Source organism: Ornithinimicrobium sp. CNJ-824 (assembly GCF_001942405.1).
Lineage (GTDB): Bacteria > Actinomycetota > Actinomycetes > Actinomycetales > Dermatophilaceae > Ornithinicoccus > Ornithinicoccus kibberensis.
This window is the reverse complement of sequence record NZ_MKKA01000018.1, coordinates 16,546-39,450: the sequence shown is the minus strand read 5'-3', so window position 1 is coordinate 39,450 and position 22,905 is coordinate 16,546. Positions and strand designations below refer to the sequence as shown.

At 72.7% G+C, this 22,905-nt stretch carries 24 protein-coding genes and 3 pseudogenes; 9 read left to right on the top strand and 18 right to left on the bottom strand.

What is annotated here, in order from left to right; all coding sequences use genetic code 11:
• Positions 1–257: 257 nt before the first annotated feature.
• The 3 genes from BJF81_RS08535 to BJF81_RS08525 all read left to right on the top strand — a co-directional run bounded on the left by BJF81_RS08535 (position 258) and on the right by BJF81_RS08525 (position 2,792).
• Positions 258–794: a hypothetical protein gene (locus BJF81_RS08535; RefSeq protein ID WP_075957984.1), complete on the top strand. Its 537-nt coding sequence runs from the start codon at positions 258–260 to the stop codon at positions 792–794.
• A 127-nt stretch (positions 795–921) separates the two neighbouring features.
• Positions 922–1,833, top strand: a complete 912-nt coding sequence (locus tag BJF81_RS08530) for a maleylpyruvate isomerase family mycothiol-dependent enzyme (RefSeq protein WP_075957983.1) — start codon at positions 922–924, stop codon at positions 1,831–1,833.
• 2 nt (positions 1,834–1,835) lie between these two features.
• Positions 1,836–2,792: a patatin-like phospholipase family protein gene (locus BJF81_RS08525; RefSeq protein ID WP_075957982.1), complete on the top strand. Its 957-nt coding sequence runs from the start codon at positions 1,836–1,838 to the stop codon at positions 2,790–2,792.
• A 158-nt stretch (positions 2,793–2,950) separates the two neighbouring features.
• Here the strand turns inward: BJF81_RS08525 and BJF81_RS08520 are convergent, their stop codons facing one another.
• From BJF81_RS08520 to BJF81_RS08495, 7 genes and pseudogenes are all read right to left on the bottom strand, one after another.
• Positions 2,951–3,352: a hypothetical protein gene (locus BJF81_RS08520; RefSeq protein WP_075957981.1), complete on the bottom strand. Its 402-nt coding sequence runs from the start codon at positions 3,350–3,352 to the stop codon at positions 2,951–2,953.
• A 117-nt stretch (positions 3,353–3,469) separates the two neighbouring features.
• Positions 3,470–5,018: pseudogene (locus BJF81_RS19475) on the bottom strand (dihydrolipoamide acetyltransferase family protein).
• 10 nt (positions 5,019–5,028) lie between these two features.
• A complete protein-coding gene (locus tag BJF81_RS08510) occupies positions 5,029–6,078 on the bottom strand; it encodes an alpha-ketoacid dehydrogenase subunit beta (RefSeq protein ID WP_075957980.1) in 1,050 nt (349 codons plus the stop codon).
• An 11-nt stretch (positions 6,079–6,089) separates the two neighbouring features.
• Complete coding sequence (gene pdhA, locus BJF81_RS08505) at positions 6,090–7,268, bottom strand: pyruvate dehydrogenase (acetyl-transferring) E1 component subunit alpha (protein ID WP_075957979.1); 1,179 nt, start codon at positions 7,266–7,268, stop codon at positions 6,090–6,092.
• Positions 7,269–7,335: 67 nt separating this feature from the next.
• Complete coding sequence (locus tag BJF81_RS20330) at positions 7,336–7,824, bottom strand: dienelactone hydrolase family protein (RefSeq protein WP_269087324.1); 489 nt, start codon at positions 7,822–7,824, stop codon at positions 7,336–7,338.
• Between the two features lie 164 nt (positions 7,825–7,988).
• Positions 7,989–8,165 (bottom strand): annotated as a pseudogene (locus BJF81_RS20325) (hypothetical protein); the annotation flags it as partial.
• 4 nt (positions 8,166–8,169) lie between these two features.
• Positions 8,170–8,547: a phage holin family protein gene (locus BJF81_RS08495; RefSeq protein WP_075957978.1), complete on the bottom strand. Its 378-nt coding sequence runs from the start codon at positions 8,545–8,547 to the stop codon at positions 8,170–8,172.
• Positions 8,548–8,636: 89 nt separating this feature from the next.
• Between BJF81_RS08495 and hisC the strand changes: the two are divergent.
• A pseudogene (hisC, locus tag BJF81_RS08490) lies at positions 8,637–9,742 on the top strand (histidinol-phosphate transaminase).
• Positions 9,743–9,785: 43 nt separating this feature from the next.
• Here the strand turns inward: hisC and BJF81_RS08485 are convergent.
• From BJF81_RS08485 to BJF81_RS08465, 5 genes are read right to left on the bottom strand one after another with little or no spacing between them, the layout of a single operon-like run.
• On the bottom strand, positions 9,786–10,187 hold the full coding sequence (locus tag BJF81_RS08485) for a hypothetical protein (RefSeq protein WP_075957977.1): 402 nt from the start codon (positions 10,185–10,187) through the stop codon (positions 9,786–9,788).
• Between the two features lies 1 nt (position 10,188).
• A complete protein-coding gene (locus BJF81_RS08480; protein WP_075957976.1) occupies positions 10,189–10,998 on the bottom strand; it encodes a bifunctional hydroxymethylpyrimidine kinase/phosphomethylpyrimidine kinase in 810 nt (269 codons plus the stop codon).
• A gap of 45 nt (positions 10,999–11,043) precedes the next feature.
• Positions 11,044–11,247, bottom strand: coding sequence for an RNA-binding S4 domain-containing protein (locus tag BJF81_RS08475; protein WP_237770128.1), 204 nt, complete (start codon positions 11,245–11,247; stop codon positions 11,044–11,046).
• Between the two features lie 52 nt (positions 11,248–11,299).
• Positions 11,300–11,665 (bottom strand): GNAT family N-acetyltransferase, encoded by a 366-nt coding sequence (locus BJF81_RS08470; RefSeq protein WP_075957974.1) that lies wholly within the window; start codon positions 11,663–11,665, stop codon positions 11,300–11,302.
• A gap of 25 nt (positions 11,666–11,690) precedes the next feature.
• Positions 11,691–12,518 (bottom strand): CPBP family intramembrane glutamic endopeptidase, encoded by an 828-nt coding sequence (locus BJF81_RS08465; RefSeq protein ID WP_075957987.1) that lies wholly within the window; start codon positions 12,516–12,518, stop codon positions 11,691–11,693.
• 83 nt (positions 12,519–12,601) lie between these two features.
• On the opposite strand from BJF81_RS08465, the gene BJF81_RS08460 reads away from it, so the two are divergent.
• Positions 12,602–13,678, top strand: coding sequence for a type IV toxin-antitoxin system AbiEi family antitoxin domain-containing protein (locus tag BJF81_RS08460; protein WP_075957973.1), 1,077 nt, complete (start codon positions 12,602–12,604; stop codon positions 13,676–13,678).
• A gap of 260 nt (positions 13,679–13,938) precedes the next feature.
• Positions 13,939–14,202 (top strand): hypothetical protein, encoded by a 264-nt coding sequence (locus BJF81_RS08455; RefSeq protein ID WP_143780747.1) that lies wholly within the window; start codon positions 13,939–13,941, stop codon positions 14,200–14,202.
• A gap of 39 nt (positions 14,203–14,241) precedes the next feature.
• Here the strand turns inward: BJF81_RS08455 and BJF81_RS08450 are convergent, their stop codons facing one another.
• Positions 14,242–15,279 carry a DUF2891 family protein gene (locus BJF81_RS08450; protein WP_075957971.1) on the bottom strand — a complete coding sequence of 346 codons (1,038 nt, stop codon included), beginning with the start codon at positions 15,277–15,279 and terminating at the stop codon, positions 14,242–14,244.
• Positions 15,280–15,301: 22 nt separating this feature from the next.
• Here BJF81_RS08450 and BJF81_RS08445 point away from each other — a divergent pair, with 22 nt between their 5' ends.
• On the top strand, positions 15,302–16,087 hold the full coding sequence (locus BJF81_RS08445) for a thioesterase family protein (RefSeq protein WP_342447108.1): 786 nt from the start codon (positions 15,302–15,304) through the stop codon (positions 16,085–16,087).
• A 196-nt stretch (positions 16,088–16,283) separates the two neighbouring features.
• Here the strand turns inward: BJF81_RS08445 and BJF81_RS08440 are convergent, their stop codons facing one another.
• Both BJF81_RS08440 and BJF81_RS08435 read right to left on the bottom strand, forming a co-directional pair.
• On the bottom strand, positions 16,284–16,898 hold the full coding sequence (locus tag BJF81_RS08440; protein ID WP_075957970.1) for a DUF4230 domain-containing protein: 615 nt from the start codon (positions 16,896–16,898) through the stop codon (positions 16,284–16,286).
• A gap of 67 nt (positions 16,899–16,965) precedes the next feature.
• The gene (locus BJF81_RS08435) at positions 16,966–17,592 is read right to left on the bottom strand and encodes an EcsC family protein (RefSeq protein ID WP_075957969.1); all 627 of its coding nucleotides are present in this window, start codon (positions 17,590–17,592) and stop codon (positions 16,966–16,968) included.
• Between the two features lie 145 nt (positions 17,593–17,737).
• On the opposite strand from BJF81_RS08435, the gene BJF81_RS08430 reads away from it, so the two are divergent.
• Positions 17,738–18,328, top strand: a complete 591-nt coding sequence (locus BJF81_RS08430; RefSeq protein ID WP_075957968.1) for a hypothetical protein — start codon at positions 17,738–17,740, stop codon at positions 18,326–18,328.
• Positions 18,329–18,381: 53 nt separating this feature from the next.
• A complete protein-coding gene (locus tag BJF81_RS08425; RefSeq protein ID WP_075957967.1) occupies positions 18,382–19,545 on the top strand; it encodes an SGNH/GDSL hydrolase family protein in 1,164 nt (387 codons plus the stop codon).
• Positions 19,546–19,552: 7 nt separating this feature from the next.
• Here the strand turns inward: BJF81_RS08425 and BJF81_RS17980 are convergent, their stop codons facing one another.
• The 3 genes from BJF81_RS17980 to BJF81_RS16785 form a co-directional block, all read right to left on the bottom strand.
• A complete protein-coding gene (locus BJF81_RS17980) occupies positions 19,553–20,317 on the bottom strand; it encodes a hypothetical protein (RefSeq protein WP_075957966.1) in 765 nt (254 codons plus the stop codon).
• Positions 20,310–21,023, bottom strand: a complete 714-nt coding sequence (locus tag BJF81_RS08415) for a helix-turn-helix domain-containing protein (RefSeq protein ID WP_075957965.1) — start codon at positions 21,021–21,023, stop codon at positions 20,310–20,312. Before BJF81_RS08415 ends, BJF81_RS17980 begins: the two co-directional genes overlap by 8 nt.
• 154 nt (positions 21,024–21,177) lie before the next feature.
• Positions 21,178–22,704 (bottom strand): N-acetylmuramoyl-L-alanine amidase, encoded by a 1,527-nt coding sequence (locus BJF81_RS16785; RefSeq protein ID WP_143780745.1) that lies wholly within the window; start codon positions 22,702–22,704, stop codon positions 21,178–21,180.
• Positions 22,705–22,905: the final 201 nt, after the last annotated feature.

Below are 22,905 nucleotides of genomic sequence, written 5' to 3'. Positions count from 1 at the left end.
GGACAGTTCCAGCGTCGCTCCCGCGGCCTCATCGGGCTTCAGCCCCCCTGCGGGCTGGCCTCACACCCGCAGACGCCCCCAGATCAGCGATTCCCTAGGTCGGTCCCCTGACGACCCGGGTTCGCGCCCGGCTACCGAGCGGTCATAATGGGAGGTCGCAGACGACGAGGGTGCCGGTCCGCGGTGGGCACCCTGTATCCGCTTCCCCCGTGGGCTCCCCCGCTGCGACGAGGAACCGACGAGAAGAAACGGATGAGATGACCATGCGAGGCATCACCCTGACCGCCGCCCTGGGCCTGTCCCTGGTGCTGGCGGGCTGCTCCGACGACGGTGCGGACGAGGCCGTGACCCCGGCCGCCACCGAGGAGGGCACCACCGAGGGGACCGGCGACGCCGGGGCCGAGGAGACCGACACGACCGGCGGCACCGCGGACGCGGCGGCCGCCCCGATGGACGACGAGGTCTGCGTCGACTTCTTCCAGAGCGGGGCGGTCCAGCTGGCCGACCGTGCGGAGACCGACCGGCAGATGCTCGACGACGCGCAGGTCGGCGACCCCGCCTCCTACGGCGAGATCAGCCTGCTCAGCCAGCGCATCGAGGACCTGGTCGAGGACGCCTCCACCGACCAGGCCCAGCTGCTCGAGCGGATCAACGCCCCGTTCGTGGAGGTCCGCGACGCCGTCCTGGACGACCCGGACCAGACGGTCTCCGACGCGGAGATCACCGTCCCCGAGGTCGACACCACCGACTCGGCCGCGGCGCAGGAGGAGTTCCTCAGCTCCTGCACCTCCTGAGTCCACCACCGACGGGTATGCCGTCACGCTCCGGCCCCGGGTCCCCGCGACCCGGGGCGTCGGCGTCCCCGGGCCCTCCCACCTGCAAAAGTGGGGTCGTGCCGGGCGCGACGCGTAGCCTGAGGTCATGCCCGTCCACCCCGCCCCGCCCGCCGACGTCACTGAGCTGGTCGACGCTTACCGGCAGACGCTCAGCTCGTTCTGCGACGTCGCCGACTCCCTCCGGGAGCAGGAGTGGGACCTGCCCACCGCCTGCCCGGGATGGACCGCCCGCGACCACCTCGCCCACGTCGTGCACGTGGAGGACTACCTGTCCGGCTCCGAGCACCCCGGGGCCGGTTGGAGCGGCGCCGACGACGAGCCGGTGCGGGTCGGCGAGCCCGAGCACGTGCGTCACTCGCTCGGCGTCTGGATCGAGGAGGGGGTCCGGGCCCGCCGCGGCCAGGACCCGCGGGCGATGGTCGCCGAGCTGCGCGGCCTCGTGGAGGTGCGGGCGGCCGGGATGTACGACCCCGACCTCGAGCTCGACACCCCCGTCCGGGCGCTGCGGGGCCGGCAGGCGACCTTCGAGGAGCTGACTCGTCGCCGGATCTTCGACGTGTGGGTGCACGAGCAGGACCTGCGCGACGCCCTCGACCGGCCCGGCTCTCTGGACTCCCCCGGTGCGAGCGAGGTCGTCTCCCAGGTGCTGGACGCCCTGCCGCGGATCGTGCTGGAGAAGGTCCGCCCGGAGCCCGGCACCGTCGTCATCCTCGAGTGCACCGGCCCGGTCACCGCCCGGGGTGGCGTGCGGATCGGCACCGACGCCGACGGCGACCCGGTGGCGCACGAGCTGTTCACCGGTCAGACCAGCGACGAGGACGACGTGCCCAGCGTCGACGACGAGTCGGCCGACCGCACCACCTCCATCGCGCTGTCCACCCACGCCCTCGGACGTCGGGCCGCGGGTCGCTGCCCGACGGACGGCACGGCATACCAGGTCACCGGCGACGAGGAGCTCGCCCGGGCCGTCCTCGACGCCCTCGCGCTCACCCCCTGACCGTGCCGCTGCCGTCAGCCCGCCGCGACCGGGGCCGCTCGGACGGGCCCGAGGCCCACGACCACCAGGCCGAGCTGCGCCGGCTGGAGTCGCCGTTGGGCCTGGCGCTGGGGGGCGGTGGCGCGCGGGGGCTGTGCCACGTCGGCGTCATGCGCGTGCTGGAGGAGCTGGACATCCGCCCCGACCTCGTCGCCGGGACGAGCATGGGCGGGCTGGTGGGGGCGTTCATCGCGGCCGGCTACACCGCCGAGGAGATGACCAAGGTCGCCCTCGAGGTGCGCTGGGCCTCGATGATCGACTGGCGGATCAGCGGCCGGCTGCTGAGCGGCAAGAGGATCGCCGCGTGGCTGGCCGAGCACCTGCCGGCCACCTTCGAGGAGCTCGACCTGCCGCTGGTGCTGGCCACGACCGACATCGTCGAGGGGCGGCTGCACTACCTGTCCCAGGGCGACCTCATCACGGCGCTGCGAGCGACCACCGCCTACCCCGGTGTCATCCCGCCCGTTCCGGCCGGGGACGCGCTCCTCGTGGACGGCGGCATCCTCAACCAGATCCCGGTCGACGGGGCGCTGGCCCACGGCGCCCGACGGGTGATCGCCGTGGACGCCACCGCCCTGACCCCGATGTCGGCCCCGGACATCGAGGCCGACCGCTACCAGCGACGGCACGCGCTGGGGACGCTGCGCGAGGCGTTCCGGGCGATCGACGTCATGCAGGCCCAGCTGACCGCCGCCCGGCTCGGCTTCTACCGGCCGGACGTGCTCATCGACCCGCACATCGAGGGGGTGGACATCGGCGACTTCCACCGCAGCGCCGTGGCCATCGACGCTGGCGAGGAGGCCGCGCGTAGTCGCGTCGACCAGCTGCGCTCGCTGGCGGCCCGCCGGCACAACCGCGTCGGCCCGGGCGTCCGCGCCGACAGCGCCGACGACCGGGCCCCCGGCACCGAGGCCGACTGACCGGTTGTCGGCCGCTCGGCCCGGCGTGTCGCGCACAGTCTGGCCGATGGGCCCGGCGTGTCGCGCACTGTGCCGTCAGCGCTGCGGCGTGTCCCGCGCCAGGACACGGTTCCTGCACAGGCGACCGGCTCCGGGGCCGGACCGACAGCACGTCAGCCTCAGCGCCGGGCGCCCCGGCCGTAGAACCACAGCGCCCCGACGAAGACCGCCACGACCAGCATCGCCGTCCCGGCCACCCACAAGGCCGGCGGCCACTGCACCGACAGCTCGGCCACCAGCGCCACGGCGGCCACGCCGAGGGCCACCTGGCCGGTCAGCCGGGTCGCCCGGAACTGCGCCATCCGCTCGGCCTGGTCGGCCTCCGAGCCGTCGAGCAGCCGGGCCGCGGGCATCAGCCGCCGGCTGACCGAGTGCAGCACCCCGTAGCCGAGGAAGAACAGCATCCCCAGCACGGCGAAGCGCACGTTGCCGCGCGACAGGCCCACGACCAGCACGACCAGCGCCGCGACCGTGGTCAGCAGCGAGAACAGCCGGTCCTGGAGCCGGGCGCGGGAAGCCATGTGCGCGATCGTATGCGGACCCGGCGCCGCGGGCCGCGACGCCCCGCGGCCCAGCCCTTAGTCGAGCCCTCGGCCCTCGGCCCTCGGCCCGGCCCTCAGCCCTCCCCCCCTCAGCCCTCAGCCCCAGACCATCGCCCGGGCGGGGTCCTCCATGATCGCGGCCAGGTCGGCCAGGAACTTCGACCCGAGCTCGCCGTCGATGAGCCGGTGGTCGAACGACACGGCCAGCTGGGAGACCCAGCGCGGCTCGATCCGCTCGTCCGCGCCCTCGCCGACGACCCACGCATCCGCCGGACCGCGCCGAAGGCCACGATCGCCGACTCGCCGGGGTTGATGATCGGCGTGCCGGTGTCGACCCCGAATACGCCCACGTTGGTGATCGTGATCGTCCCGCCCGCCATGTCGGCCGGCTGAGTGCGCCCGGCCTTGGCGGTTGTCACCAGGTCGCCCAGCGCCTCCGCCAGCTGACGCAGGTCCATGAGGTCGGCGTCCTTGATGTTCGGCACGACCAGCCCGCGCGGGGTCGCGGCCGCGATCCCGAGGTTGACGTAGTTGCGCTGCACGACCTGCTGCGCCTCGTCGTCCCACACGGCGTTCATGCCCGGGTTGCGCCGCACCGCCAGGCACATGGCCTTCGCCAGCAGCAGCAGCGGGCTGACCTTGAGGTCGCTCATGCCGTAGGAGCGGTCCGACTTGAGCCGCTCGACCAGCTCCATCGAGCGCGTCACGTCCACGGTGATGAACTCGGTGACGTGCGGCGCCGTGAAGGCCGAGCTGACCATGGCCTGCGCCATCATCTTGCGCACGCCCTTGACGTCGGTGCGCTCCTCACGCTCGCCCGAGCGGGACAGGGTCGGACGCTGGTATGCCGACTCGCGGCCGCCTGCGCCGGTGTCACCGCCCGCGGTGTCGGGTCCGCGCCCGGGGCCGCGTCGCCGGTGGAGGCGCCCTGGGCCGGCGGGACGGCGTGCTCGGCGGCGGCGTGCTGGGCCGACCCGCTCGCGGCGCCCCCGGCGAGGTAGCGGTCGACGTCGGCGCGGGTGACCACGCCGTCCTCACCGCTCGGGGTCACCTGGGTCAGGTCGACGCCCTTGTCCTTGGCGTACTTGCGCACGGGCGGCTTGGCCTTGGCCCGGCGCGGCGCGCCCGCCTGCTCGGCGGCCTCCTCGGCCGCGGCCGCGCCGCGGCGACGCCGCCGGGTCGTGGAGGTCTCGATGGCGCCGTAGCCCACGAGCACGGCCTCCCGGCCGCCCGGCCCGGGCCCGCCCTCGTCGCCACCACCGGCGGGCGGCGTGGGCACCATGTCGTCGGAGGCGGCCGTCGCGGCGTCGGTGACGTCCTCGGCCGTCGTGCCGTCCGTCCCGGCGCCATCAGCCGTGCCCTCGTCCCCGGCGCCCTCGCCCGCAGACCCGCCGTCGGCCCCCGCACCGTCACCGGTGTCGATGGTGATGATCGGGGTGCCGACCTCGACCTCGTCGCCCTCCTGGGCGAGGATCGCGGTCACGGTGCCGTCCCAGGGCACGGGCAGCTCGACGAGCGACTTGGCGGTCTCGACCTCCACGACGATGTCGTTCGTCTTCACCGTGTCGCCGACGGCGACCTTCCACTGGACGATCGTGGCCTCGACCAGTCCCTCACCGGGGTCCGGCAGCTTGAACTCGGGCATGCGTGGCTCCTCAGTAGGACAGCACGGTCTCGACGGCGTTGAGCACGCGGTCGAGGTCGGGGAGGAAGACCTCCTCGTGCCGGCTGGGCGGGTAGGGGATGTTGTAGCCGCCGACCCGAAGGACCGGCGCCTCGAGGTGGTAGAAGCAGTGCTCCTGGACCCACGCGGCCATCTCGGCGTGCACGCTGGTGAACGTCTGCGCCTCGGACAGGGTGATCACCCGCCCGGTCCTGGTCACCGACGCCTCGATCGCGTCGGTGTCCATCGGCGAGAGCGAGCGCAGGTCGAGCACCTCGATCGAGGGGCCGTCCTCCAGCTCGGCGGCCTGCGCGGCGGCCATCGCGACCTTGACCATGGGCCCGTAGGTCAGCACGGTGACGTCGCTGCCCTCCTGCCGCACGACGGCCTGGTCCAGGGAGTATGGCGCGTCCGCCAGGTCGGGCGCGCTCCCGTCGCCGAGGTCGAGCATGCCGCGCTCGTGGTAGCGCCGCTTGGGCTCGTAGAACACGACCGGGTCGTCGCTGGCGATGGCCTGCTGGATCATCCAGTAGGCGTCCTCGGTCGTGGAGGCGGTGACCACGCGCAGCCCGGCGGTGTGCGCGAAGTAGGACTCGTTGGACTCGCTGTGGTGCTCGACCGCCCCGATGCCGCCGCCGTAGGGGATGCGGATGACCATCGGCAGCTTGAGCGTGCCCTGGGAGCGGTAGTGCATCTTGGCGACCTGGGAGACGATCTGGTCGAAGGCCGGGTAGACGAACCCGTCGAACTGGATCTCCACGACCGGCCGGTAGCCGCGCAGGGCCAGGCCGACGGCGGTGCCCATGATCCCGGCCTCGGCCAGCGGCGTGTCCAGGACCCGGTGCTCGCCGAAGTCCTTCTGCAGGCCCTCGGTGATGCGGAAGACCCCGCCGAGCTTGCCGATGTCCTCGCCCATGAGCAGGACCTTGTCGTCGCGCTCCATCGCCGCCCGCATCCCGGCGTTGAGCGCCTTGGCGATCGTGGTGCGCCTCGCGGTGCTGGCCGGGGCGCCGCCCGAGGAGGTGCTGGTCGTCGTCGTCATCGTTCTCCTCCTCAGTCTTCGAAGCCGGCCTGGTAGGCCGCGAACTCGGCGGCCTCGCGCTCGACCAGCGGGTGCGCGTCGGCATACACGTGCTGGAACATCTCCTCGTGCCCGGGGTCGGGCATCGTCTGGCAGGCGTGCCGGATGCGCCGGGCCAGCTCGTCGGCCTCCTCCTGGACGGCGGTGAGCCAGTCCTCGTCGACGATCCCCTCGGTCAGGAGGTACTTCTTCATCCGGTCGACCGGGTCCTTGGCCTTCCAGACGTCGACCTCGGCGGAGATGCGGTACTTCGTCGGGTCGTCGGAGGTGGTGTGCGCCCCCATCCGGTAGGTGAACGCCTCGATCAGCGTGGGCCCCTCCCCCGCCCGGGCGCGGTCGAGTGCGGCGCGGGTGACGGCGTACGAGGCCAGCACGTCGTTGCCGTCGACCCGCACGCCGGGGAAGCCGAAGCCGTCGGCGCGGCGGTAGGGCGGCACCCGGAACTGGCGCTCGTTGGGCTCGGAGATGGCCCAGTGGTTGTTCTGCACGTAGAAGACGACCGGCGCGTTGGACACCGAGGCGAAGACGAGCGCCTCGTTGAAGTCGCCCTGGGCGGTGCCGCCGTCGCCGGTGAAGGCCATCACGGCCGTGTCGCGCTCCGGGTCGCCGGTGGCCACGTCGCCGTCGAGCTGGACGCCCATCGCGTAGCCGACGCCGTGCAGCATCTGGTTGCCGATGACGATCGTGTAGAGGTGGAAGTTGTTCTCGTTGCTGTCCCAGCCGCCGTGGTTGACCCCGCGGAACATGCCGAGCAGGTTCTCCGGCGGGACGCCCTTGCACCAGGCCACCCCGTGCTCGCGGTAGCCGGGGAAGGCGTAGTCCTGCGGCCGCATCGCCCGGCCGGCGCCGACCTGGGCGGCCTCCTGCCCGAGCAGGCTGGGCCACAGCCCCAGCTCACCCTGGCGCTGCAGCGCGAAGCCCTCGGCGTCGACGCGGCGCACGAGGATGAGGTCGCGCAGCATCCCCCGCATCGCCTCGTCGTCGACGTCGTCGAGGAAGGACAGGTAGGGCGCGCTCACCTCGGTCGGCTCGACCCGGGTGCCGTCGGCGGCGAGGAACTGGACCATGTCCGGGCCACCGTCGGTGATGTCCCGCTCGGGCGGCTCGTGCGTGCTGGGCGCGGTGGACCGCGCGACTTCCTCGTCGCTCAACGCTGACTCCTTCATCGGTGCGGCGGCGTGCCGCGGCGTGACGGTGACGGCTTCGTTCGGTGGTAGGCTACCTCACCGCCCAGGGCCTGCCGGACGTGCACGTCAACCACCCACGAGGGGGTATGCGGAGGCGCCCCGCGGGTGCGCTACCGCCCCGTCGGGAGGTGCTCGGCGAGGAACTCCTCGGCCTGCGCCCAGGCGTCCCGGCTGGCCCGCTCGTGGTGGAACATCGGGTTGGGGTTGTCGAAGGCGTGCCCGGCGCCTCGTGCAGCTCGAAGCGGACCTGCTCCCGGGTGCCGCCGGCGGTGACGGCCTCGCGGATCTGCTCGACCTGCTCCGTCGGGATGTAGCTGTCGGCCGTGCCGAAGACGTGCAGGCTGGGGCAGGTGACGTGCTCGGCGTGGCCCAGCAGCCCCGGCAGGGCCGAGCCGTAGAAGCTGACCAGCGCCGCGACCGGCGTCTGCGCCTGGGCGGCGCGGGCGGCCACGTCGAAGGCCAGGCCGCCGCCGAAGCAGAAGCCGACCAGCCCGACCGCGAGGTCGTCGACCTCCGGCATCGCCACGAGCGCGTCCCGGGCGCCAGGACGTCGCGGGCGGCCAGCTCCCAGTCGACCTGGCCGACGAGGCCCATCGCGGTGCCGAGCACGTCCGGGTCGTCGTCCTCGACCGCCACGACCGGCGGGTCGAGGCGACCGAAGATCTGGGGGGCGAGCACGGCATACCCCAGGTCGGCGAGGTCGGCGCCGCGCGAGCGGATGTAGCCGCTGAGCCCGAAGATCTCCTGGACCAGGACCAGCCCGGGCACGGGGGCGTCGGCCGAGGCGCCCTCGGGCAGCCACAGCAGCCCCGGCAGCGGCCCGTCGGCGGTGGGGATCTCGTGCGGGACGGGGTCGCTCATCGGCTCACTCCCGACCGTCGGGCAGCAGCATGTCGACCACCGTGGCCACGGCGCCGACGATGATGCCGCCGAGGACGGCGTCCCAGAAGAAGGACTGCACCGTGAAGTCGAGCCCGACCACCCCCGAGAGCCACGAGGTCAGCAGCAGCATCAGCGCGTTGATGACGATGAGGAACAGCCCCAGGGTCAGCACGACCAGGGGCAGGGAGACCAGCTTCAGGAGCGGCTTGACCAGGGCGTTGACCAGTCCGAAGATCACGGCCACCCCGACGATGGTCAGCACCTTGTTGGTGCCGGAGCCGCCGAACTCGATGCCGTCGAGCAGCAGGGAGGCCACCCAGAGGGCCACGCCGTTGGCGATGATCTGCATGAGGATGCTCATGGGTCCATCGTGGCACGCGCCACCGACAGCCGTGGGCTCCTGCCCGGCTGCCGCCACGTGTGTCTCCCCGCCTCACTAGGCTTCGCCCCATGACGTCCGAGCAGCCCGCCGACCGGCCCGTCCCCGTCCGCCTGCGCGAGGCCCTGGCGAAGGTGCCCGCCTACTCCCCCGGGAGGCCGCCGGCACCGGTGGAGGGGATGACGGCCTACAAGATCTCCTCCAACGAGAACCCGTTCCCGCCGCTACCCTCGGTGGTGCGGGCCGTGGCCGACGCGGCGACGACGATGAACCGCTACCCCGACATGGGGGTCGTCGCGCTGACCGAGGCCCTCGCGGAGCACCTCGGCGTGCCGGCCGGGCACCTGGCCACCGGCACCGGCAGCGTCGCGGTGCTGGCCCAGCTCGTGCAGATCACCTGCGAGCCCGGGGACGAGGTCGTCTACGCGTGGCGCAGCTTCGAGGCCTACCCGATCGTCGTGGCGCTCTCCGGCGCGTCCTCGGTGCAGGTGCCGCTGACGCCCGACGCCCGGCACGACCTCGACGCGATGGCCGAGGCGGTCACCGACCGGACCCGGCTGGTGCTGGTCTGCACGCCCAACAACCCGACCGGGCCGGCCGTGACGCAGGACGAGCTGCGGGCGTCGTGGCGAAGGTCCCGCGGGACGTGGTGGTGGTGGTCGACGAGGCCTACCTGGAGTTCACCACCGACGAGGCGGTGCCGGACGCGCTGTCGTTCTACCGCGAGCACCCCAACGTGGTCGTGCTGCGCACCTTCTCCAAGGCCTACGGCCTGGCCGGGCTGCGGGTGGGGTATGCCGTGGCGCAGGAGGAGGTCGCGACGGCGCTGCGCAAGGCGGCCACGCCGTTCGGGGTCACCGACCTGGCGCAGCAGGCGGCGATCGCCTCGCTCGCGGCCCGGGACGAGCTCATGGTCCGGGTCGAGCAGCTGGTGGCCGAGCGGGAGCGGGTGCACGCCGCGCTGGTCGAGCAGGGCTGGGACGTGCCCGCCGCGCAGGGCAACTTCGTGTGGCTGCCGCTGGGCGAGGACGCGGTGCCGTTCGCGCAGGCCTGCCAGGCGCGGGCGCTGACCGTGCGGCCGTTCGCGGGCGAGGGCGTGCGCTGCTCGATCGGGGAGACCGAGGCCAACGACCGGCTCCTCGGGATCGCCGGGGAGTGGCTGCACAGCCGGGAGTGACCCGGCCGGTGGCCTGCCCGCCGGTGCCCTGCCGGTCGGCGGTCTACCAGTCCTCCAGGCGGTGCATCGCGATCCGGGTGAACGTGGCCACGCCGTAGGTCACGCCGAACCCGACGACCAGGACGAACAGGGTCGGCAGCCACACGCCGTCGCCCCCCAGCTCGATGGCCAGGTCGAAGAACCACGGCACCGTGATGCCGATGGCGCCGGCGACCGCCACCCACAGCGGCCGCGCCGCCCGGCCGGCCGTCATCTGGGCCGGGGCGGCGATGACCGCGAGCGTGCCGAAGGCCATGAAGAGGGAGAACGCCTCGCCGAACCCACGGTCGATGCTCCAGGACTGGCCGGAGATCCAGCCGAGGACCCCGCCGATCAGCATGATCGACCACGCGCGACCGGGGTGACCGGTCACGACGGCGTCGGAGCCGCTCGGCGAGAGGGTCACCTCAGGCGCCCTGCCAGACCACGTCGAAGGGTGCCGCGCTGGCCAGCCGCCCCTCGATCCCGCGGGTGACGAACTCCTTGGCGGCCTTGGCCGCGCCGAACGGGTCGTCGCCCAGCGCGAGGCGGGCGGCCACGGCGGCGGCCAGGGTGCAGCCGGCCCCGGCGACCTGCGCGCCGTCGCCCAGCTTGGGGGCGGCGAGGACCTCGGTGCGCTCGGCGTCGACGTAGACGTCCAGGGCCTCGTTGCCGGGCAGGTGCACCCCGCCCTTGGCCAGCACGATGGCTCCGGAGCTCTCGTGGATTCGCCGGGCGGCCTCGGTGAGCTCCTCGACCGTCTCGATGGAGTCCATGCCGGACAGGGACATCGTCTCGAAGTGGTTGGGGGTGACGAAGGTGGCCAACGGCAGCACCTGGGCCTTGAGCGCCTCGTCGGTGTCGAGCGCGGCGCCGGGCTCCTGGCCCTTGCAGATGAGGACCGGGTCGAGGACGACGTGCTCGAACTGCCGCTGCTGCAGCGCCTCGGCGACCGTGCCGATGGTGGCGGGCGTGCCGAGCATGCCGATCTTGGCGACCCGCAGCTGCTCCGGCGGGTAGGTGGTGGTGATGACCTCGAGCTGGTCGGTGATGACCTGCGGGTCGACGGGGACGAACCGGTGGTTCCAGTCGTCCTGGGGGTCGAAGGAGACGATGCAGGTCAGGGCCATGCAGCCGAAGACGCCGTGCTGCTGAAAGGTCTTGAGGTCGACCTGGGCGCCGGCGCCGCCGGTGGCCTCGGAGCCGGCGATGGTGAGTGCGACAGGAGGGGTGTGCATCCCTCGATGATCGCAGGTGCCCCGGGGAGGGTGCGAACGACCGCCTCAGCGGCGGACGGGGCTGATCGCCTGGCCGGCGTACTCGACCACCTGGCCCGGACGGACCTGGGTGCCGCGTCGCACGACGATCTCACCGTCGACGCTGACCTCGCCGTTCTCCACGACCATGCGGGCCATGGCGCCGTCCTGCACGAGGTTGCCCAGCTTGAGCAGCTGGCCGAGCCGGATCGACTCGTCCCGGATGGGCACCAGCTCGACCGGGATCCCCTCGGATCCCGGGCCCTGGCGCCCTGGCCGGGGGTCACGACGACGGCTGGGCGGGGCCGGCCTCGTCCTTCGCGGACTCGCCCTGACCCGCCTCGTCCTGGTCCTCGGGCAGCAGGCTGGGCTCGAGCAGGTCCTGGTGCTCGGGGTGCTGCTCCATCCAGGCGCGCACGTAGGAGCAGGTGGGGCGCAGGTGCATCTTCTCGGCCCGGATCTCCCGTACGGCCTCCTCGACGAGCTTGTCGGCCACGCCCTTGTTGCGGTGGGCCGGGTCGACGAGCGTGTGGTGCAGGTCGACCGTGCTCCCGATCGTGTCGTAGGACAGGTGCCCCACCACCTCCTCCCCGCTCATGGCCTCCCAGCGGGACTCGGCGGGACGGTGCACGACTGCGACGTTGGTCATGCGTCCAGCCTAGCGGCGCACCCCGTCACAGCCACCCGACGCGGTCGGCGAGCACGGCATACCCCACGAAGGCCACGACGTCGAGGAGGGTGTGGGCCACCACCAGCGGCATGACCCGGCGCGTGCGGGTGTAGACCCAGCCCAGCAGCAGCCCCATCGCCACGTTGCCGACGAACCCGCCGAAGCCCTGGTAGGCGTGGTAGGTCCCGCGCACCAGCGCCGAGGTGACGACGACCATGGCCGTCGACCAGCCGGCCTGCGACCATCGGCGGAAGAGGTAGCCGACCATGACGACCTCCTCGAGCAGCGCGTTCTGCACCGAGGCGAGGATCAGCACGGGCACCGCCCACCACACCTGCGGCAGGTTCGCCGGGGCGATGGTGGTGCTCAGGTCGAGGGCGCGGGCCCCGAGATACAGGCCCAGACCGGGTATGCCGATCGCGGCGGCCAGGGCGGTTCCGTGCAGCAGGTCCCGGGCCGGGCGGGTCAGGTCCAGGCCCATGAGGCGGTGCGGAGGGCCGACGGCGTGGGCAGCGCCGCCGGGCGGAACGAGGGTGCCGGGCGTAACGAGGGTGCCGGGGGCGGGCGGGCCCGGGTCGCGCGCCAGCAGGTGGAGGGCCAGGAGGACCGGGACGAGCGCGAGGGTGACGTCGGCCAGCTGGTAGGCCAGGTCGAGCCAGGGCCGGTCGGGCACCCGGCTGGTGTTCATCGACGTGGTCTGGGCCGAGAGCGGGGCCTCGGCGGTGAGCTTGCGGACCAGCGACAGCAGCGACCAGACGGCGGAGGCGCCCAGGCTGACCCCGAGCACGAGCACCGTCTCGGTGAGCAGCGTGCGGCGGTCGGTCGTGGTCACCGGGTCACGGTAGCGGCGCGTCGTCCACAGGCTCGACGGACCCGCCAGCGGGCGCAGGCCCGGATGCGCCATCGTGCTGCGGCATGGATGGGGACCTGACGAGCTTCCTGGCCGGGCACGACCAGATCATCACCGCGCGCGAGGCGAGGTCGGTGGGGATCAGGACCGAGAAGGTCCGGGCGGCCGTGCGCGCCGGGGAGCTGGTCAGGGTGGTCCGCGGCGGCTACGTCACGAGGTCGGCGATGCTGGCCGTGAGCTACGAGGCGCGCCACGTCCTGCGGACCGCCGTCCTCCTGCGCACCCGCCCGGGGGACGTCGCGGCGAGCCACACCAGCGCGGCGGCGATGTGGGGCCTGCCCGTGACGACGCGGTTGATGGAGCGCATCCACGTGTGTCACCGGACCAGGACGGGCACGACCCGTCGGCACCGCGAGTTCACGGTGCACTGCTGCCCCGGCGAGGACGCCGTCCTCGAGGCACGGGTCGAGCGGTCGGACAACGCCTTCGGCATGGTCCTGCCCGACCGGGCCTCCGACCCGGGGCAGCCTGGTGCTGGCTCCGCCGACGGCGCCGATGCGGACACGGGGTCCTCCCGGGTCCCGGCACCGGTCGTCGTGGTGGTCCACCCGGCCGTCGCCGCCGTCCAGAGCGCGCTGCTCACCCCTACGAGCACGGCGGTCGGCATCATGGACGCCGTCCGCCAGCGGGGCCTGGCGACCGTCCCCCAGCTGCAGGACTGGCTCGACCGGATGCGCTTCGTCCCCGGGATCCCGCACGCCCGCGAGGCGCTGGCGAGGTCGGACGGGCTGGCCGAGTCGCCGCCGGAGTCCAGGCTGCGGCTCATCCTCCTCGAGCTCGGCTACACGGTCGTGGCCCAGCACCCCATCGCTGAGGACGGCCGGGTCTTCGCGCGGGTGGACTTCTACCTGCCCGAGCTCGGCGTCGTCGTCGAGTTCGACGGACGGGTGAAGTACGTCCGGTCCGACGGCTCGGGCGACGGGGACGCCGTCGTCGCCGAGAAGCGGCGGGAGGACCGGATCCGACGTCTGGGCTACGGCGTCGTCCGCGTGGGCAGCGAGGACCTCGGACGGCCGGACGTCATCGACCGCTACATCAAGGACGCCGCCAGGACCGTCCGTCGGCCCCTGCGGGCGTCCTGAGCGCTTCCTGACGGCCCTGCCCACCTGCCGAGCCCCGCCGGCAGCCGCGCGGTCAAAGGTCTCATCCACTTTGCACAGATGACGCTCCTCCCACCTGCGAAAACGCGGCCGGGCGACGACCAAACCGGACGACACCTCTGCCACATGGCCGGCGCCTCCGGCCTATGGACAACCCCATGGACGACCCGTGGACGACCCTCCGCGACACCCCTGTGGACACCGGACTTGGGAAAGCCTGGGTGCGGCGTTATGGTCCTCCGATGCGTTCACACACCCTCGTGCGCGTTGGCGTCGCCTGCCTGATGGTCGGCCTCGTCCTCCTGGCCGCCGGATCTGCCCTGGTCGACCGGACCGCCGCCCCCGACCTGCTGCAACCACTGCTCACCGCCTGCACCTATGCGCTGGTGACCAGCGGGGTCGGCCTGCTGGCGATGGGCGTCGCGTTCCCGGACCTGCCGGACGGCGAGGCGGGGCACCACGACCCGGCCGCCGCGCACCCCACGACACCCTTCGCCCAGCGCTGACCGACCCTGCCGCCGGTCGCGGGCGGTCCGGCAGCGACCTCACTCCCCCGGCGACAGCACCCCGTGCGCCAGCAGCGCGAACGACACCAGCCAGTGGGTCGCCATGAAGTCCCCGTCGGTGATCTCCCGCAGCACCGCCTGCTCCTGGGCGTCGGCACCGGCCCGCAACCGCGCGGCCACCCGCGGGTCGACCCGCCCCGCGAGCACCCGCAGCTGCCAGGCCCGGCTGAGCGCCAGCCCCAGCAGGTGGGCGTACTGCCCGTCCGTCGGGTCCGCCACCTCGGGGACCTCGAGCAGGTGCTCGTGCCGGCCCTCGCCGAGCCCGGGCAGGAACCCCTCCAGCCAGTCCGCGAACGCCCCGGGCTCCAGCACGCGCGTCATCAGCCCGGCCTCGGTCAGCGCGGGGCTGAGGAAGTCGGTGCCTCCCGGCTCCCACGCGGTCGGAGCGTCGACGTCCTGCCCGAACCACGCCAGCGCCCGCTCCCGGCACGCGGCCACGACGTCGTCCCGCCCCAGGCGTCCGAACCCGTCGATGAGCAGCCACAGCGCGAACGCGTCGTTCTGGTGCTTGCCGTGGCGCACCGGATAGGTCTGCCGCGGCAGCCAGGCCAGGACGTGCTCGGCCAGGACCTCCCCCAGCGGCGCCAGGGCGTCGGCCCAGGACGACCAGGAGGTATGCCGTCGCGCCCCCTCCGCGACCGTCGCTCCCAGCTGGGCCGCCCAGGCCCAGCCGTAGGGCCGCTCGAACGAGGGCCGCTCCCGCAGGTAGGCCACCTCGGCCGCGACGTTCTCGGCGGTGAGCCGCTCCCCCAGCAGACCGACCACGGCGGCGGTCTCCTGCTCGCCGAGCGCGTCGGCATACCGGAGCAGGAGGGTGACCAGGGACCACTGGACGTGCACGCACGAGTGCCAGTCGAGGGCGCCGTGGAAGGCGGGGTGCAGGCGCTCGGGGACCAGGGTGGTGTCGTCGGGGCCGGTGACCAGGTGGCCGGGCGACCACGGGTATGGCGTGGTCACGACCGCGCGCGCGATGCGGCTCCAGGCGGCGGCGTCGGCGGGCGGTGGGAGGGGGGACATGGTCCATTACTACACTCGCCGGGTGAGCGCGGATGAGAACGAGGCCTTCTACTACGTGGCGCAGGGGGACGGGCGGTATGCCCCGACCCGCAACGCGCAGGGGGCGTGGCAGGAGACCGAGCAGCACATGGCGCCGGTGGCCGGGCTGCTCGTGCACTGCCTGGAGCGGCACGACCCGCGGCCCGAGCTGCAGTGGGCGCGGATCAGCTTCGACATCCTGGGGATGATCCACCTCGAGGAGACGACCGTGGTGACGCGGACGCTGCGGCCGGGGCGGACGATCGAGCTGGTGGAGGCGACCGCGAGCGCCGGGGGCCGGGACGTCGTGCGGGCGACCGCGTGGCGGCTGGCCCGGACGGACACCGCCGAGGTCGCCGGCGTGGAGGCGCCGTCGATGCCGGGGCCGGACGAGGTGCCGGTGTGGACGGGGATGGAGCACTGGGGCGGGGGTTTCATCAGCTCGCTGGAGTTCCGGTCCGCGGAGACCCGGCCGGGGCGGGGGCACGCGTGGGCGCGCACGCCGGTGGGCCTGGTGGACGGGGAGGAGAGCAGCGGGTTCGCGCGGTGGTGCGGGCTGCTGGACGTGGCCAACGGGATCGCCAACCGGCAGGCGCCGACCGAGTGGCTGTATCCGAACGTCGACCTCACGCTGCACCTGCACCGGCAGCCCGAGGGCGAGTGGGTCGGGCTGGACACCTCGGTCAGCTGGGGGCCGACCGGGGCGGGGCAGACGTCGTCGGTGGTGCACGACTTGGCCGGGCCGGTGGGCACGGTCGAGCAGGCGCTGACGGTCCGGCCGAGGGGCTGACCGGGGGCCTTCCGGCAGATGTGACACAGATCACACGGATCTGCGGCAACGAACGGGGGTTCCCGGACGTCTTTACTGATGTCGGGACGGGACACCCGATGGCAGTCACGAGGGGCGCCTCACAGCGACGTGACTCACCCTGGGGGAGCAGGGGTGGGGTGCTGGTTCAGGGGACCGGCACCCCACCTCCTGCGGATCAGTCGCCCACGACCGTCAGCTGGATGTCGAGGGCGCTGAACATGCCGGTCAGCATGGTGCGGGTGTTCTCCTCGGCCTGCTGCGTCAGGCCGGACTCCTGCGCCGCGGCCGTCATCTTCTCCTCGGCGAGCTGGTAGAGCTCCTGCTGGTCCTGGGTGGAGATCGCGTCCCCCAGCCGGTTGATGACGCCACGGTCCTGCGAGTAGAGATACGTCCGGTCGTGGTCGAGGTTGGGCGGGTCCAGCTGCGCCTCGGGCAGCCGGATCCGGGCCGTCGTGCCGTCCTCGGAAAGGGTCAGGTCGCCGTCCGCGAGCCCGGAGAGGTCGACGTAGGCGTTCACCGTGCCAGCGGCGACGAACAGCGAGCGCTCCCCGGCGATGAAGCCGGGCACCCAGCGCACGTCCTCCTCCTGGTCGAGGATCACCTCGAAGGTGCCGACCGCCGCGTGGAACTGGCTGATCTCCTGCACCGACTGCAGCAGCACCGGCTGGCTGCGGTCGACGGTCCGGGTCTGGAACGGCAGCCGGTCGAACTGCCCCAGCACGAAGACCCCGGCGACGGCCACGACGACGAGGACCAGGAGGGACGTGGCGATCGTGCGGAGGATTTTCACGGTGGGCCTTTCGGGGACAGGCGACCGGGGACGCCGGCACGGGTCGGGTTGGGGGGGCAGCGGTGGGCTACTCCGTGAAGTGGTGCTTGGCCCAGTGGCCGACGGCCCGGGTGCTGACGCCGTTGACGCCCCCGCCGACCACTCCGCCGGCGAGCGGCACCAGCTTGGTCAGGTTGATGACCCCCTTGGTCCCGGCCTTGGTGATCAGCCGGAAGCCGACCTTCTTGTTGATCTCGATGAGCACCCGGCCCGGGACCTTGTTCAGGGCGGACATGGCGCCCTTGGTGCCGATCTGCACGCCTGCCTTGGACAACGCCTCTGCGCCAGAGGCCCCGAGCAGGCTCAGCAGGACGATGCTGCGCACCTCCTCGGAGAACACGTCGTAGCCCCGCAGGTGGGCGATGCTGCCGGCCAGCCGGCCCTGTGCCAGCCACAACGAGCTGAGGTCCGCCGGCACGGTGACCGGCATCGTCACGAGGCCTCCGGCCCCGGCCAGGAAGCCGGTGCTGGACGTCAGGCGCACATGGGTCGCGACGACCCGGGCGATGGCCTTCTCGGGGTCGCCGTGCCGCGACAGGTGCTCCTCGGCCACCTGGACCGATCCCTTCCACGGACCTGCCCCGTCCACGCCGACGTTGATGATCTTGTCCGTCACGGCCTTGGCCAGGGCAGCGGGATTCCGCTCGTTCCCCATGCGCCAGATCGTAGCCAGGGCCCCGGACAGACCTGCACCGACCCGTCGGGCAGCCCGCCAGCCGTCGTCGGAACCCGTCCCCCTCCCGCCCCGTCCCACCCCCGCACAGTGAGATGCTCACCGAGGAGCGGGCGAGGAGGCCAGCATGCGGAGCACGGCACGGGGACGGCGTCGGAGCGTCGAGACACCACGCGGGCGACGGTCGGTCGTCACCACGCTCACCGCGACGGCCGCTGCCTCCGTCCTGGTCCTGGGCGGCTGCGCCGTGACCGAGGACGACACCCCGGCCGATACGGGCACCCCTGCATCCACCACCCCTGCCCCCGCGCCTGCCCCCGACGACACCGACGACACCGACACCACGGAGGACGACATGGACGCCGGCCCCACCCGGATCCCCGTGCCCGGCGCGGCGCTGCCGACCGGCCCCGTGCCGGACGCGATCCTCCAGGGCGACGACGTGCAGGAGGCGATCGCGGCCGAGGCCGACCGCCGGGACGTGGAGCCCGACGCCGTCGAGGTCGTCGGCTACGCCGTGGTTACCTGGCCGGACGGCAGCCTGGGCTGCCCCAAGCCGGGGATGATGTACACCCAGGCGCTCGTCCCCGGCCGTCAGCTGATCCTCGCGGTCGACGGGCGGCAGGCCAGCTACCACGCGGCGGAGGACGGCCCGTTCAGCTACTGCGCCGACCCGAGCGCACCGGCCGGCACCGGCACGACCCCGACCGACATGTGACCTGGGCCACCTTTCCCCTTGCCGTCGACCCCACCGCGTGGAAGCATCCCCCCATGTCAACGACGACACGAGCCGCCCTGACGGCCTTCTGCGCGACCGCCCTGACCGCCACCCTCGCCGCGAGCCCCACCCAGGCCGCCGACGAGCACTACGTCGCCCTGGGCGACAGCTTCTCCGCCGGCACCGGCACCCGGGCGGCGGTGGACGAGTGCTACCGCTCCCCCTACGGCTACCCCGCCCTGCTCGCCTCGAGCCAGCAGCTCACCCTCGACTACCAGGCCTGCTCCGGCGCGACGACCGCCGACGTGCACGCCAACCAGCTGGGCACGCTCACGGACGCGACGGCATACGTGACGATGACGATCGGCGGCAACGACGTCGGTTTCGCCGACGTCATCACCGAGTGCGCACTGCCGGGGTGGCTGAGCAACTGCTACGGCGAGATCGACCGATCGCGCACGATCCTCAACGGTGAGCTGCCGGGCCGGCTCGACGCGCTCTACGGCGACATCCGGTCGCGCGCCTCGCAGGCCACGGTCGTGGTCGCCGGCTACCCGTACCTGTTCAACGGCGAGGACTGCAACCTGGCCACCTTCTTCTCCTCCGGCGAGATGCGCGAGCTCAACGCGGGCGCCGCCGAGCTCGACACGCTCATCGAGGCCAAGGCGACCGGCGCGGGCTTCACCTACGTCGACGTGCGCGACGACTTCCTCGGCCACGCGGTCTGCGACGACCCGGAGTGGATCAACGGGCTGAGCAACCCGATCGTGGAGTCCTACCACCCCAACAGGCTGGGCAACGAGGGGTATGCCGTCGCGCTCGCCCCCGCGCTCGTCACCTCCCCCGACGGCGGGGACGACGGCTCCACCGGTGGCGGGGGCAAGGGTGGCGGCAAGGGAGGTGGCGGCAAGAGCAAGAAGCTCACCACCGCCGACGCGGACCTGACAGCCACGGCCACCGTGCGCCAGTCGCCCTCGGCCGACCGGCCCACCCGGACGTCCGACCTCACTGTCCGCGAGCAGGCCCAGGCCGTCCTGGCGATGGACCTGGACACACAGGCCAACCTGCGTCGTGCCGAGGTCGCCGGCGTCGACACCGGCCGCCTCACCCGCGCGGTCGCCAAGCTGCGCAGCCCCAACGCCGCCGTCCAGGAGGCCGGCCTCGTCGAGCTGCAGGAGCTGGACGCCGAGTTCGAGGCGCGCCGAGCAGGCGCCTGAACCAGTGCTATCCGTCGTTGAGGATGCGCAGTGCCGCCTGGGCATTCATGCGTGATCGCCGGTCGAGAAAGGCCCATGCTGCGTGGCCGTCCGGGAGGTGATCCGCCAGGAGGCGCAGTCTGCGACGGTCCGAGCCGCGTAGTTGGTCCGCGTCCGCGAACGGGTCCTCGATGCATGCCAGCAGGGTCGCAGCGTCGTAGAGATGGCGTTGCCGATCCCGCGAGTCGTGCAGGTAGGCCGCCGCCTTCAGGACCGTCGCTCCCAACGGACTGGGCACCGAGACGACGGTGCTGCTGCCCTCGATGTCGAGAGACGCGTTGACCGTTCTCCGTAGCGCCTGGGTCCCACCCTCGATGGCCACCATCTCCCGACCCCTCATGCGCTCGACGACGCTCGGCGCCGCGTGGTCCGCCGTCACCACGTCGACGATCGCGACGTCAAGAACTTGGTCGTCCCGTAACCACCGATGAGCGTGGTTGTCACGTGGGTCGACAGCAGGCACCAGCCGATATCCCAGCCGCTCGAGGGACCCCGCCACCATGTTCGGCACACCACGTGCCGTCTCGATGTGCAGGACGATGTCGACGTCGTTCGTGGGTCGGATGACGCCGATGCCCCGGTGCACGGTGTGCAGCTGGACCATGAGTCCGCCGACGAGCGTCCACGCGTGCGAAGGAATCTCCCGCGCGAGCTCTGCGACATTGGGCCACGGGTGCGGCCAACCACCGACGGCCGCAGCGACGTAGATGGTCGGCCGGCCGCGATCAGGCATCGGCTCGGTAGTTGTCCAGGAGCTCACGCAGCATGTCCGACGCCACTCCGCGCTCCCGAGGGTCGTCGCTGACCGCGGCGTCCAGCGGCGGGAGGATGTCACGGGCCATGAAGTGCTCGACGAGTCCCAGGGAAAACCCTGTCCCACCGCCGGCCCCTGGTGTTTCGATCACGTGGAGGACGATCTGGCCCTCGGGCCCCTCCTGCAGCCCTCGTCGATCGACCAGCGCTGCCAGCCCCTCGCCCATGACGTAAGCCTCCAGGCCGTCGGACCCGTCGGTCCGGACCAGGCCCGGGAGTGGTCTACCTGGCACGACACCGTCATCGCCCCTCAGTCGCCTCACCGCAGCTTCGTGGCCGGCGAACCTCCTGGTCGTCGCACGGGCGCGGGTGGCCGCGACCAGGTCGGCCGGCCCCATGCTGCGCAGACGGCCCCGGAGGCGAGACAGCTGGGGCTGGCCCAGCCACCCCGGTTCGATGCCGGCCAGCATTGAGATGGCTGCCCATGCCGTCCACCCCGACCAGGGACGGGTGTGCCGACCTTGACGCCGGGCCCGGTAGGCCCGCACCGATGCCGCGTCGAGCAACCCCCGCGCCACGTACACGAGCTCACCCCGGCGCCCGAGGTTCTGCACCTGCTTGGTGCTCACCTCCAGCACCTCGGCAGCCTCCCCCACCGTCATCGCCTCGCCCAGCAGCAGCGCCATGCAGACATGGTGCCATATAACGTCTCATCTGTATAGAAGCACGACCCCATGACCCCAGTGGCGGGACATCGTCGGGAAGATGCCCCCGTGGCGTGGCGGGTTGTGGCCCCCAGAAGGGCCACAACCCGCCCCGTCAGGTCTGCCTGGGCGAGGGTCAGCCGGCCCGCACCACCGTGATGGTCGTGCCGTCCGAGTCGCCGTCGGGGTCGGTGTTGGCGGCCGGTGCGTAGGCAAGGTCGCCCGCCATCACGGAGCTGACGACGAAGGTGAGGGCGTTGTCCCTCTTCCCCGTCGCTTCGGTCACCGTGCACGTCCCGTCGGCGGCGGTGTCGCACGAGCCGGCAGCTCCGGTCGTGGTCCAGGTGCCGGATACCGAGGCACCCTCGACCGCCGTGCCGTTGCCGTCCATGACCGTGACCGTGACCTCGGCGCTCCACTGGTTCTTGACGTCCACCGTCGTCGCGTCGAGGTCACCGACGTGGACGGTCGTCGCGGGTTCGGGAGTCGGCTCCGGGGTCGGCTCGGGTGCCGGCTCCGGGGTCGGCTCGGGTGTCGGCTCCGGGGTCGGCTCGCCCCCAGCCATCCGCGCCGCCACGTCCGTCCGGATCTCCGGCAGCTGCGCGTAGAGCAGCTCGCCCGGGCACGCGGTCGCCATGTAGTCCTGGTGTCCGCTGATGGTCGCGACGACCTTGGTCTCCAAGCTCACCGGGTTCACGTAGGTAATCTCCGCCTCGGGGTCAAGGCCGTGCCGCACGGACAGGTCGGCCAGCAGCCCCTCCAGCCCGTCGACGGCCGCGGCTTTAGGCGCGCTCTTGTAGCGGCCCCGCCCGGTGAAGTCCCCCAGCAGCGCGACCCCGACGTTCCCGGAGTTCCAGCCGCCCGTGTGCCCGCCGGTGACCACACGTTCGCCACCGTCCTCGTGGCCGAAGTCCTCGCACGAGGTGCTCGCCGTGCCGGACCAGCGGCCCTCGTAGACGGTGCCGCTCTCGTCGATGAGGTACTGGTAGCCGATGTCGCCCCATCCGTTGTCCACCGCGTGGTAGCGGTAGATGGCCCGCACGGTCGCGGCCGGGTTCTGGTCGTCGTTGGCCGTCACCGTGTGGTGCACGGTGAGCGCCTGGGGCGCATGGAACGACAGCTCGAACTCCTCGCGCAGATTCTCCTCAGCACCCCAGTCCGCACGGCTGAGGCAGTCCGTGGTCGACCAGGCGTTCGCCGCCCCGCCGGGCCGCTCCCCGACCTTCTCCAGCGGGCCGTCGGTCGTGTTGATCGCCACCGCCTGCGCGTCCAGGGCGGACGCGGGCAGGCCACGGACCTGGTATGCCGTCGCGCCCGCCGCGGGCACGAGCGCGCTGGTCCACCGGTCCTCGGCCTGGGCGCCGTCCTCCTGCAGGGGGAGCCAGTCACCCCATACCCCGTCGTGGCGGAGGCGGACGGCAGCCTGCGAGATGGCGTGCCCGTGCTCCTGGCCGTGGCCGTGCGCCCCCGGGGCGTCGTGGAGGACGCCGACGAAGTCGATCGCGAAGCCGGGCTCCACCGGCCCGGCCTGCACGGGCTTGCGGTCGGCCAGCGTGCTAGGGGCCATGACGGCCACCGACGGCTGGATCCAGACCAGCATCGAGGCGAGCAGGCCGACGACGGCGGCGTAGAGGACGGTCTTGCGGCTCAGGGACGTGGCCACGGCTGCTCCAGGGTGCGGAGGGATGAGGAGGCAAGTGAACCACCCCGGGCCGACAGCAGGACAGGTGCGGCAGACTGGGTCGCGAACCCGGCCCTCGACGACGAGTCCGGGCGACCGACGCAGGAGGACGCCATGATGACCTGGCCGCCCGAGGACAGGTTCGACGACGGGCGACGCAGCCCGGGACGCTGGGCACCCCAG

Bases quoted from the DNA above. Each gene is read 5' to 3' on its own strand.
- BJF81_RS20330 (WP_269087324.1), bottom strand. From the start codon at position 7,824: ATGCCGGAGGTCGACGACCTCGCGGTCGGGCTGGTCGGCTTCTGCTTC.
- BJF81_RS08460 (WP_075957973.1), top strand. From the start codon at position 12,602: ATGGATGGGGACCTGACGAGCTTCCTGGCCGGGCACGACCAGATCATC.
- BJF81_RS08480 (WP_075957976.1), bottom strand. From the start codon at position 10,998: ATGCACACCCCTCCTGTCGCACTCACCATCGCCGGCTCCGAGGCCACC.
- BJF81_RS08510 (WP_075957980.1), bottom strand. From the start codon at position 6,078: ATGACGACGACGACCAGCACCTCCTCGGGCGGCGCCCCGGCCAGCACC.
- BJF81_RS08455 (WP_143780747.1), top strand. From the start codon at position 13,939: ATGCGTTCACACACCCTCGTGCGCGTTGGCGTCGCCTGCCTGATGGTC.
- BJF81_RS08530 (WP_075957983.1), top strand. From the start codon at position 922: ATGCCCGTCCACCCCGCCCCGCCCGCCGACGTCACTGAGCTGGTCGAC.
- BJF81_RS08535 (WP_075957984.1), top strand. From the start codon at position 258: ATGACCATGCGAGGCATCACCCTGACCGCCGCCCTGGGCCTGTCCCTG.
- BJF81_RS08430 (WP_075957968.1), top strand. From the start codon at position 17,738: ATGCGGAGCACGGCACGGGGACGGCGTCGGAGCGTCGAGACACCACGC.
- BJF81_RS08520 (WP_075957981.1), bottom strand. From the start codon at position 3,352: ATGGCTTCCCGCGCCCGGCTCCAGGACCGGCTGTTCTCGCTGCTGACC.
- BJF81_RS08435 (WP_075957969.1), bottom strand. From the start codon at position 17,592: ATGGGGAACGAGCGGAATCCCGCTGCCCTGGCCAAGGCCGTGACGGAC.
- BJF81_RS17980 (WP_075957966.1), bottom strand. From the start codon at position 20,317: ATGCCTGATCGCGGCCGGCCGACCATCTACGTCGCTGCGGCCGTCGGT.
- BJF81_RS08450 (WP_075957971.1), bottom strand. From the start codon at position 15,279: ATGTCCCCCCTCCCACCGCCCGCCGACGCCGCCGCCTGGAGCCGCATC.
- BJF81_RS08415 (WP_075957965.1), bottom strand. From the start codon at position 21,023: ATGGCGCTGCTGCTGGGCGAGGCGATGACGGTGGGGGAGGCTGCCGAG.
- BJF81_RS08495 (WP_075957978.1), bottom strand. From the start codon at position 8,547: ATGAGCATCCTCATGCAGATCATCGCCAACGGCGTGGCCCTCTGGGTG.
- BJF81_RS08425 (WP_075957967.1), top strand. From the start codon at position 18,382: ATGTCAACGACGACACGAGCCGCCCTGACGGCCTTCTGCGCGACCGCC.
- BJF81_RS08470 (WP_075957974.1), bottom strand. From the start codon at position 11,665: ATGACCAACGTCGCAGTCGTGCACCGTCCCGCCGAGTCCCGCTGGGAG.